Raw genomic sequence first — 10,454 nt, forward strand, 5'->3', positions numbered from 1 at the left:
GCCATGAAGTTCAAGACCTCGACCCTCCACAGCACCCATATCGACAGCCCGCTCGGCGGCATCACCTTGGCCGCCACCGACCAGGGCCTCGCCGGCGCCTGGTTCGACCACCAGCGCCACTGGCCCGACACCCGCGGCTGGCAGACCGACGATGCGCACCCGGTGCTGCGCCGGGCCGCCCGCCAGCTCGGCGATTACTTCGCCGGCCGGCGCGACCATTTCGACCTGCCGCTGGACCTGTCCCACGGCACCGCGTTCCAGCAGTCGGTGTGGCAGGCGCTGCTGGCCATCCCGGCCGGCCGAACCACCAGCTACGGCGCATTGAGCGCCGAGGTCGGCAAGCCGGCCGCGGTGCGCGCGGTCGGCGCAGCGGTGGGACGCAACCCGATCAGCGTGATCGTGCCCTGCCACCGCGTGCTCGGCGCCGACGGCTCGCTGACCGGCTATGCCGGCGGGCTCGAGCGCAAGACGACGCTGCTGGAACTGGAAGGCGCGTTGTGAGCCAGGGAGAATGCACCGCCAGCCCGCAAGCCGAGATTGCCGCCAAGACCCCGCTTCCTCGGTCCGCCAGCCGCGCCTGGCTGCTCGACCTGCTGCTGCTTGGCGCGCTGTGGGGCGCTTCCTTCCTGTTCATGCGCATCGGCGCGGCCGAGTTCGGCGCCCTGCCGACCGCGGCGGTGCGAGTCGCGATCGCGATGCTGTTCCTGCTCCCGCTGCTGTTCCTGCGCGGCCAGTGGCCGGCGTTCCGGCAGCACTGGAAGCCCGCGCTCGGCATCGGCATCCTGAACTCCGGCCTGCCCTTCGCCTTCTTCGCCTTCGCGCTGCTGACCCTCAACAGCGGGCTCGCGGCGGTGATCAACGCCACGGTGCCGATGTTCGGCGCACTGGTGGCCTGGGCCTGGTTCAAGGACCGGCCCGACCGCTCGCGCATCGTCGGCCTGGTGATCGGCTTTGCCGGCGTGGCGATGCTGGCCGGCCGCAGCGCCGGCTTCCATTCGGGCGCCGACGAGGGCGCCGCGCGCTGGGCCATCGCGGCCTGCCTCGCGGCCTGCATCTGCTATGCCTTCTCGGCCAACCTGACGCGCAAGTACCTGACCGGCGTGCCCGTGATGGCCACCGCGACCGGCAGCCAGATCGGCGCCACGCTGGCGCTGGCGCTGCCTGCCGCCTGGCTGTGGCCGGCCCAGATGCCGAGCCTGAAAGCCTGGCTGGCGCTGATGGCGGTGGGCATCGCCTGTACCGGCCTGGCCTACATCCTGTTCTTCCGGCTGATCGAGCGGGCCGGACCGGCGCGCGCGCTCACCGTCACCTTCCTGGTGCCGGTCTTCGCGCTGTTCTACGGCGCGGTGTTCCTGGGTGAGCGGATCACGCCGTGGATGCTGCTCTGCGCGGCGGTGATCGTCTGTGGCGTCGCGCTATCGACAGGACTGGTCAAGCTGGGCCGACGCCGCAGCGCCGCCCGCTGATGCGCCGGCGCCGGTGCCGCCCTGCATCGAAGAGGCCACGACGTTGATGGACAGCGCCAGCACCAGCATGTTGAAAGCGAACGAGAGCACGCCATGCACCAGCGTGATGCGGCGCATTTCGTGCGACGTGACCTGCACGTCGGACACCTGCGAGGTCATGCCGACCACGAAGGAGTGATAGAGAAAGTCGAAGTAGTCCGGCGCCAGCTTGCCCGGAAACTTGAGGCCCGGCCCCTGCGGCTTCGGATCGATCTCCGACTGGTAGTACCGGTGCGCGTAGTGAAAGGCGTAGATCGTGTGGATCGTGAGCCACGAGCCGGTCAGTGCCACCAGGCCGAGCACGATGTGGCCGACGCGCTGGGCGCCGCACAGTTGGGGCACGCGCTGCAGCAGCATCGCGATCACCACCATGCTGACGCCGACCACGCTCACCATGGTGGCCAGGATCAGCGCATTGGGCTGGTCCTGCGACTGGGCCCGCGAGCGGGTGCGGTCGGGGTCGCAGGTCTCGGCCAGCCACCAGGCCGGCAGGAGGTAGGTCGCCGCCCCGACGCACCAGCCCAGCAGCCCGCGCGAAACGCCGTCGATCGGCCGGGGCGACCACCCGAGCCCCCAGCCGACCAGCAGTCCGACCGCGGCGCCGCACAAGAGCCGCAACCACCCCGGCATCTGGAGGTATCGAAATCGCATCCGGCGACTGTAGCCGCTCGCCCCCCAACTGATCCGATCGATTGGCGCCAGACTGAGCCTGTTCTTTTCGGTCCCGATCGCCGACAGTCGAGGGCTAAAAAAAAGCTGCCACGCATGAAAATCAACCGCCTTCTGCAGACCCTGCTGCTCGCCGCCTGGAGCCTGACGGCCTCCGCCGCCACGCCGCCGATGCAGGTTCCCGACACCATCGCCCAGCGCGCGGCGGCCTGCATCGCCTGCCATGGGCGGGAGGGCGCCAGCACCGCCGGCGGTTACTTCCCGCGCCTGTCGGGCAAGCCCGAGGGCTACCTGTTCAACCAGCTGCTGAGCTTCCGCGACGGCCGCCGCTTCAATGCCGACATGACGCACATGGTGCAGCACCTGTCGGACGCCTACCTGCGCGAACTCGCGGCCTACTTCGCCGGGCTCGACCTGCCCTATCCGCCGATTCCGGCCAAGACCGACGCCTCGCCCGAAATGCTGGCGCGCGGCAAGGCGCTGGTGTTCCAGGGCGATGCCGCGCGCGACATACCGGCCTGCGCGCAATGCCACGGCCAGGCGCTGACCGGCGTGCAGCCCGGCATTCCGGGCTTGCTCGGCCTGCCGCGCCTCTATCTCTCCTCGCAACTCGGCGCCTGGCTCACCGACGACCGCCATGCGCTGGCGCCCGATTGCATGGCCGAGGTCGGCAGGAAGCTCAGCAGCGCCGACGTCAACGCCGTGGCCAGCTGGCTGGCGCTGCAGCCGATGCCCGCCGACACCCGCGCGCTGGCGGCGCTCCCCGGCCCGCTGCCGACGCCCTGCAGCGCAACGAACCGCTGAACCCGCCATGCGACGCTTCTTCTATTTCCTGCTCTTCCTGGCGACCCTGGCGCTGCTGGCAGCCCTGGCCATCGTGGCGTTGAACCTTCGCGGCGAGGACAGGCTGCCCGACATCGCCGCGGCCGCCCTCACCCCGACCGCGGCGCAGGTCGAGCGCGGCCGCTACCTGGCGCTGGCAGGCAACTGCGCCGGCTGCCACACGACCCGCGGCGGCGCCGCCTACGCCGGCGGCGTCGGTATCGAGACGCCCTTCGGCACGGTGTTCTCGAGCAACCTCACGCCCGACCCGAAGGCCGGCATCGGCAGTTGGAGCGCGGCTCACTTCTGGCGCGCGATGCACAACGGCCGCTCGAAGGACGGGCGCCTGCTCTACCCGGCCTTCCCGTACCCGAGCTTCACGCGCGTCACGCGCGACGATTCCGACGCCCTCTTCGCCTACCTGCAGAGCGTTCCGCCCGCGCCGACGCCGAACATGGCGCACAAGCTGCGATTCCCCTACGACACCCAGGCCGCGCTGGCGGTCTGGCGCGCGCTGTCCTTCACCCCGGGCAGCTTCGCCCCCGCCCCGGACCGGCCGGCCGAATGGCAACGCGGTGCCTACCTGGTCGAGGGCCTGGGCCACTGCATCGCCTGCCACGGCACCCGCAACGTGCTCGGTGCCACCGAAGAGAAACTCGGGCTTTCGGGGGGGCTGATCCCGGTCGAGAACTGGTATGCACCCTCGCTGACCTCGCGGCGCGAAGCCGGCGTCGGCGACTGGGACCCGCACGACATCGTGGCGCTGCTCAAGACCGGCCGCTCGCCGCGCGGCTCGGTGATGGGCCCGATGGCCGATGTGGTGTTTCGCAGCACCCAGCACCTGGACGAGGCCGACCTGCGCGCCATGGCCGTGTACCTGAAAGCGCTGCCGGAAGCGGGCCCCGGGCCGGACGCGCCTGCCACGCCCTCCCATGCGCCGGTGCGCCGCGACGCCCGGGTGATGGAGCGCGGCGCGAAGGTCTACGACCAGCGCTGCGCCTACTGCCATGGCGATGTCGGCCAAGGCGCGCAGGGGGCCTACCCCGCGCTCGCCGGCAACCGGGCGGTGCTGATGGATTCCACCGCCAACCTGATCCAGGTGGTGCGCCATGGCGGCTTCCTGCCGGCCACGGCCGGCAATCCGCGCCCTTACGGCATGCCGCCCTTCAACCAGGTGCTGGACGACAGCGAGGTGGCCGCGGTGCTGACTTTCGTGCGCGCCTCCTGGGGCAACGACGCGCCGGCGGTGGCAGCACGCGACATGCTCCGCCGGTGACCCGGCGCCCTCAGAACGAGCCGGGGGGTTGATTCGCGAACCGGCGCATGCGACCGAAGGGCGCGGCAATCCGCGCCAACGAAGACAGCCCCGCGCCGATCGCCTTGCCGATCGGCGCCTTGATTCGGTCCGCGACGGCGGACTCGCCCGGGTAGGCCGGCGACAGTCCGCACTTGCGCAGCACCCGGTTGAGCTGATGCACGCGCGCCGCCTGGCGCGTGGCCGAGGTATAGAAGGTCACGCCGATCGAGATCGCGACGCCGTCGCCCGGTCGGGTCCAGTCGGGATCCGAGCGCGTCATGTGCGGCGACGTGCTCGGGAAATAGATGCCGTCGCCCGCCTGGGTGTCGTACTGGTAGCCGCGCGCCTTGAACTCTTCCTTGAGCCGGACGTTCTTCAGCGAACCGCTGACGATGAAGTTCTCCACCTCGGGCGCAGGCACCACGACCCGGTCGGTCGCTTCCCAGACGTTCATGACCTTGCGACCCCGCAACTGCAGCCAGAAATTGTTCTCGCGGTCGATATGGAATGGCGTCACCGACGGCGGTGCGGAAATGAAGATGAACCCGGTCACCAGGAAGATGCCCGGCTGCTCGCGCTCGACCGTCTCGCGCATGGGGTCCAGGATGCTGTCGAGCAGGGCCTGGTAGCGCGCAACGACCTCGACATCGTAGAGCGCGATCCACGAGCCCGGCTCCTCGATGCGACGGAAGACGTCCTCGACGCCGCGCCCGTCCGGGTGTTCGCTGGCGTGCGTGAAGGCGGAGGCCTGCGTCACGCCCGGCCTGACGAAGCGGCACTGCTTCAGGGGCATCAACTCCTTGGCCAGCGCCTCGAGTTCAGGCAGCTGGAACAGCGGATGCCGGTGATAGTTGTGATGGAACCGGCCCACCTTGCGGGTCGTGAAGCCGGCAGGGTCGTCCACCCATATGCGGCAGTCGGTGGTGGTGGACATCATCTGGTCGATCTCGCTCGCGCCCATGGCATCTCCTTAGCCGGCGCAGCATAAACGATGTAACAAGAAAATACTAACTTTCGATCGGCGTATGGCGAACGAAAGGCACGTGGAACGCGCTTGACCATCCCATGATGGGAAGGTTGATACTTCCGGCATGGAATCAATGAACAGCAGCCTGGCACTGTCGCCTGGCGCCGCCGGGCTGCAGGAGTTTTCGCTGCCGATCGAGGGCATGAGCTGCGCATCCTGCGTGGCCCGCGTCGAGAAAGCGCTGGGCGCCGTGGCCGGCGTCACCGAAGCCAGCGTCAACCTGGCGACCGAAGCGGCCAGCGTGCGCACCAACGGCTCGGTCGCGCTCGACAGCTTGCGCGCCGCGATCGAGAAGGCCGGCTACGGCGTCGGCCTGGCACACCTCGAAGGCGAGGAGCCGGCCCTCGACGAGTCCGGCGTGGCCGCCGCGCCAATCCACCGCCGCGACGAAGGCTGGCGGGTCGCCATCGCGGCGATCCTGTCGACCCCGCTGGTGCTGCCGATGTTCGGGATGCTGGCCGGCAGCGATTGGATGCTCCCCGGCGGGTTGCAGCTGGCGCTGGCCACGCCGGTCCAGTTCTGGCTCGGCGCGCGCTTCTACCGCGCCGGCTGGAAGGCCCTGAAGGCCGGCGCCGGCAACATGGACCTGCTGGTCGCCCTGGGCACCAGCGCCGCCTACGGGCTCAGCGTCTACCTGCTGTTCGCGCATGCCGGCCATGGCATGCCGCCGCACCTCTACTTCGAGGCTTCGGCCGTGGTTGTCACCTTGGTGCTGCTGGGCAAGTGGCTCGAGACGCGGGCCAGGCGCCAGACCACCGAGGCCATCCGCGCGCTCCATGCGCTGCGCCCCGAGCGGGCCCGGGTGCGCCGCAACGGCGCCGAGCAGGAGATCCCGCTGGGGCAGGTGCGGATCGACGACCTGGTCGTCATCCGTCCGGGCGAGCGGGTGCCGGTCGATGCCCGGGTCGTCGAAGGCCGCAGCGAGGTCGACGAATCGCTCATCACCGGCGAGAGCCTGCCCGTCGCCAAGCAGGTGGACGACGCCGTGACCGGTGGCTCGGTCAACGGCGAAGGCCTGCTGCTGGTGCGCACCACCGCGGTCGGCGCCGAATCGACGCTGGCGCGGATCGTTCGGCTGGTCGAATCGGCGCAGGCAAAGAAGGCCCCGATCCAGCGCCTGGTCGACCAGGTGAGCAGCGTCTTCGTGCCGGTGGTGATCGGCATCGCGCTGCTGACTTTCCTGGGCTGGGGACTCGGCAGCGGCGAGTGGGAGACCGCCATCCTCAATGCGGTCGCAGTGCTGGTCATCGCCTGCCCCTGCGCGCTCGGGCTGGCGACGCCGACCGCGATCATGGCCGGCACCGGCGTCGCTGCGCGGCACGGCGTGCTGATCAAGGATGCCGAGGCGCTCGAGGTCGCGCACGGCGTCGGCATCGTGGCCTTCGACAAGACCGGCACGCTGACCGAAGGCCGCCCCGTGCTGGTGGCCGCCGAGGCCGTCGACGGCGATGCCGGGCCCCTGCTGCGGGCCAGCGCCACGCTGCAGGCGGGCAGCGAGCATCCGCTCGCCCGCGCGGTGCTGGACGCGGCCCGCAAGGCCGGCATCGAGCCCGGCCGCGCATCGGCGGTGCGCGCGGTGGCCGGGCGTGGCGTCTCGGCCAGCGTCGATGGCCGCGAACTTCGCCTCGGCAGCACCCGCTATATGCGCGAGCTCTCGGTGCCGCTGGGCAAGCTCGGCGAACGCGCGTCGCAGTGGCAGTCCGAAGGCCGCACCGTCTCCTGGCTGGCCGACCTGAGTGCGGGCCCGACGCTGGTCGGCCTGCTGGCCTTCGGCGACCGGCCCAAGCCCAGCGCCGCGGCCGCGATCGAGCGGCTGCATGCGCAGGGCATCCGCACCGCCCTGGTGTCGGGCGACAACCGTGGCAGCGCCGAGGCCGTGGCCCGGCTGCTGAAGATCGACACGGTCCGGGCCGAGGTGCTGCCGGAGGACAAGGCGGCCATCATCGGCGAACTGAAGGCCGACGGCGTTCGCGTCGCGATGGTGGGCGACGGCATCAACGACGCGCCGGCGCTGGCGGCGGCCGACGTCGGCATCGCGATGTCGACCGGCACCGACGTCGCGATGCACGCGGCCGGCATCACGCTGATGCGCGGCGACCCGGCCCTGGTCAGCGACGCCATCGACATCTCGCGCCGCACCTACGCCAAGATCCGCCAGAACCTGTTCTGGGCCTTCGCCTACAACGTGGTGGGCATTCCGCTGGCCGCCTTCGGCCTGCTGAACCCGGTCATCGCCGGGGCTGCGATGGCCTTCAGCAGCGTCAGCGTGGTGAGCAACGCGCTGCTGCTGCGGCGCTGGAAAGGACAGGTGAAATGAGCATGGAACCGTTCAATATCGGCGAGGCCGCGTCGCGCTCGGGGGTCTCGGCCAAGATGGTGCGGCATTACGAATCGCTCGGCCTGCTGCCCGAGGTGGCCCGCACCGACGCCGGCTACCGGCAGTACACCGAGAGCAACGTGCACACGCTTCGTTTCATCCGGCGCGCGCGCGACCTCGGCTTCAGCATGGCCGAGATCGCCGAGCTGCTGAAGCTGTGGCAGAACAAGGGCCGCGCCAGCGCCGACGTCAAGCGCATCGCGCTCGACCATGCGGCCGACCTGCACCGCCGCATCGAGGAGATGACGGCGATGAAGCGGACGCTGGAGCGGCTGGCCGACTGCTGCCACGGCGATCATCGACCGGACTGTCCCATCCTCGATGAGTTGGGCTCTCCCCCAGGTTGACTCACTTCGTGTCGTCGCCCACCCCCGCCCGGGGGCAACACCAGCGGCCGGGCGTTGCCGGATCCGCGGTGTTTCACCAACGGGCCTGGCTGCGCCGGCCTCGGCGCATTCACCGATTCTCGAATCTGTTCAGGTCGAGGATGCCGGCCTGCAGCGGCTGGTCGCGGCGGTAGCGATCGACCAACCCGTCGCTGACGGACCAGAAGTCGCGGTTGGTGCGGCGCACCGCGTAGCGTTCGGAGAAGGCCGCGTAGTCCGCCTCGGACTTCAGGTCGCGGATCGCCTCGGCCATCGCCGGCAGCTGGGCCGGACTGACACGGTAGAACGCATTGGGGTAGGCGCCGATGATGCCGGGCACAAGCGTCAGCGTGTTCTCGTCGGGTCGCAGTTCGCGGCGCTCGCCGATCAGTTGCGACACCGTCGCATGCCCGGTGTTGCGCAGCAGGCTGAAGGTGGCGGGCGCGGCGCCGGGCACCTCGACCACCAGGGCGGCATCCTCCGGCAGCCATWGCAGGGACGCGCCGCGCACGTCGCCCAGCTCGCGCAGCGGCGCCCGCCACGCCGCCGGTACGCGGTCCAGTTCGAAGTCCTTGGCCAGCACCGGCGCCAGTCGCGTCTTCATCATGCCGAGCAGTTCCAGGCGCGCATCCGCGGTCCGGTAGCGAATGCCGCTGTCGACCGGCAGCGTGGTCGACGGCCCGCCGTAGACCTGGTCGCGCGTCGAAGGGCTGTCGGCGCGGTACCAATAGTCGCGCGTCGCGATGCGCTGCGACTGCGGCAGCAGCACGAGGAAGTTGAACTCGCCCTCCATCCGCAGGAAGTCCATGTAGAGGCGCGAATTGAGCTGGTGGCCGATGTTGCCGAAGACGTCGTAGTTGGCCACCAGCAGATAGTGGATGCGCTCCAGCAACGGATATCCGATGACCCAGGCGGTCTTGGGCGCGTCGCCCACCAGGCCCTTGACCACGCTGGCGCTGTCGAAATGCCGGAACACGGTGAGTGCGGCGTTGTCGTTGCGGCCGTCGCCATCCCACAGCAGGCGGAGGTCGAGGTTCTGCGGGCCGCCCAGGYTCCGGGCCAGGGACTCCGACTTGGCGCGCAGGTACTCGTTCTCCAGCTTGGCGTARTGCAGCCAGGGCGCGATCACCTGCTCGTTGCTGYTGCCCGTGGGCAGGCGCAGCAGGTCGGCGTCGCGCGCCAGCAGGTCCGCCTGCTCGCGGTGGTCGCTCCTGGAGGGCGAGAGGAAGGTGACCCAGAAGCGGTCCTCGATGACGTCGAGCGCCATCTGGCCRCGGCACACCGGGCCCTTGATGAAGCCCATGATCGTGAACTCGGCCTCGTCGAGCATGAAGCGGTAGCGGGCGTCGACCGGCAGCGCGGCGAAGGTGGCGAAAGGGTTGGCCGCGGTGTCGGCGCTGTAGCCCGGCAGGCGATCGACCGCGTAGGACGMATCGAGGAACAGCGATCGCCAGCGGGCCATGCGGGAGGCCCCGAGCGCATAGGGCATGTGGGTCTTGGCGACGATGCTCTCGCGTTCGGGGACGAGGCGGTAGTAGACGCGCTCGACGCCCGGATCGTCGACCGGCCGGCGGCTGGCGATCAGCGCCACCGGCTGCCCGGGCGGCGTCGCCGATCGCACCATCCTGAAGTACTGCCGCCGCGGATCGTCGTCGAAGTAGAGGTGGGCGAGGAACAGGTGCTCGAAGGCATAGCGGCTGAAGAGCCGCTCCTTCGGCGTGTCGCCGTTGAAGAAGCGCTCCCACATCGCGATGCGCTGCAGTGCCAGCGGCGTGGTCGGCGGCGGGCCCTCGTAGGGTGCGCCGCGTTCGATCCAGCGGGTCAGCACGCCGAGTTCGGCCGGGCTCAGTCCCGGCAGTCCGAAGGGCATGCCGCCGAGCGGCATCCWGCGCTCGTACGCGTCGATCTGGGCGCCTGCCGGGCACATCGCCTCGCGGTCGATGGAGAAATCGAGACCGCCGCCGACGATGCCGCCGGTGGGCAGCGGATGCTTCTCCTTCTGCATCAGCAGGCGATGCATCAGGCCCGCGGCGCGATTCGCCTCGGGCCTGGGCGCATGCTCGTTGAGCACCGGARAGAAGCCCAGGTCGCGCCACTCGGAGGGCTTCTGCGCGTCGACGAAYAASCGCGTGGGCTGCGCCGCCAGCAGGCGCGTGGCGTCGTAGACCGGCGTCTTGCTGGCGCCGCGCGCAATGCCTTCCCAGGCGGTGGCCTTGAGCTGGCACGGGGCGTCGTGGCAGGCGTGGCAGGCCACACAGCGGCGGTCGAGGATCGGCTGGATGGTCTGCGCATAGGACTCGCCGGGCGCCGGCGCCAGCGGCTGGTCGAAACGCTTGGGATCGGCCGGCCCGTAGAGCTGGTCGAAGCGGTGGAGGGCGATCGTCGTGCAGGC

The 10,454-nt window shown here is 70.2% G+C and carries 9 protein-coding genes; 6 read left to right on the forward strand and 3 right to left on the reverse strand.

What is annotated here, in order from left to right; genetic code table 11:
• The first annotated feature begins 3 nt into the window (after positions 1 to 3).
• Both AC1DYD_RS19750 and AC1DYD_RS19755 read left to right on the forward strand, forming a co-directional pair.
• Positions 4 to 501: a methylated-DNA--[protein]-cysteine S-methyltransferase gene (locus AC1DYD_RS19750; protein WP_478174445.1), complete on the forward strand. Its 498-nt coding sequence runs from the start codon at positions 4 to 6 to the stop codon at positions 499 to 501.
• Between the two features lie 35 nt (positions 502 to 536).
• Positions 537 to 1,466 carry a DMT family transporter gene (locus AC1DYD_RS19755; RefSeq protein ID WP_478174456.1) on the forward strand — a complete coding sequence of 310 codons (930 nt, stop codon included), beginning with the start codon at positions 537 to 539 and terminating at the stop codon, positions 1,464 to 1,466.
• Here the strand turns inward: AC1DYD_RS19755 and AC1DYD_RS19760 are convergent.
• Positions 1,416 to 2,135, reverse strand: a complete 720-nt coding sequence (locus AC1DYD_RS19760) for a DUF1345 domain-containing protein (RefSeq protein WP_478174446.1) — start codon at positions 2,133 to 2,135, stop codon at positions 1,416 to 1,418. The two genes, AC1DYD_RS19755 and AC1DYD_RS19760, sit on opposite strands and share 51 nt — an antisense overlap.
• Positions 2,136 to 2,270: 135 nt before the next feature.
• Here AC1DYD_RS19760 and AC1DYD_RS19765 point away from each other — a divergent pair, with 135 nt between their 5' ends.
• The gene (locus AC1DYD_RS19765; protein ID WP_478174447.1) at positions 2,271 to 2,978 is read left to right on the forward strand and encodes a c-type cytochrome; all 708 of its coding nucleotides are present in this window, start codon (positions 2,271 to 2,273) and stop codon (positions 2,976 to 2,978) included.
• Positions 2,979 to 2,985: 7 nt separating this feature from the next.
• Positions 2,986 to 4,272 (forward strand): c-type cytochrome, encoded by a 1,287-nt coding sequence (locus tag AC1DYD_RS19770; RefSeq protein ID WP_478174448.1) that lies wholly within the window; start codon positions 2,986 to 2,988, stop codon positions 4,270 to 4,272.
• 10 nt (positions 4,273 to 4,282) lie between these two features.
• Here AC1DYD_RS19770 and AC1DYD_RS19775 read toward each other — a convergent pair whose 3' ends face one another.
• Positions 4,283 to 5,254 carry a JmjC domain-containing protein gene (locus AC1DYD_RS19775; RefSeq protein ID WP_478174449.1) on the reverse strand — a complete coding sequence of 324 codons (972 nt, stop codon included), beginning with the start codon at positions 5,252 to 5,254 and terminating at the stop codon, positions 4,283 to 4,285.
• A 139-nt stretch (positions 5,255 to 5,393) separates the two neighbouring features.
• Between AC1DYD_RS19775 and AC1DYD_RS19780 the strand changes: the two genes are divergently transcribed.
• Both AC1DYD_RS19780 and cueR read left to right on the forward strand, forming a co-directional pair.
• Entirely contained in the window at positions 5,394 to 7,637 is a 2,244-nt protein-coding gene (locus tag AC1DYD_RS19780) for a heavy metal translocating P-type ATPase (RefSeq protein ID WP_478174457.1), read from the forward strand.
• On the forward strand, positions 7,634 to 8,044 hold the full coding sequence (cueR, locus tag AC1DYD_RS19785; RefSeq protein WP_478174450.1) for a Cu(I)-responsive transcriptional regulator: 411 nt from the start codon (positions 7,634 to 7,636) through the stop codon (positions 8,042 to 8,044). The genes AC1DYD_RS19780 and cueR overlap by 4 nt, the downstream gene beginning before the upstream one ends.
• Positions 8,045 to 8,153: 109 nt before the next feature.
• Here cueR and AC1DYD_RS19790 read toward each other — a convergent pair.
• The coding region (locus AC1DYD_RS19790) for a fatty acid cis/trans isomerase (protein WP_478174451.1) at positions 8,154 to 10,454 on the reverse strand (2,301 nt) is incomplete at its 5' end.

The organism is Variovorax sp. P4_B11 (genome assembly GCF_056402355.1).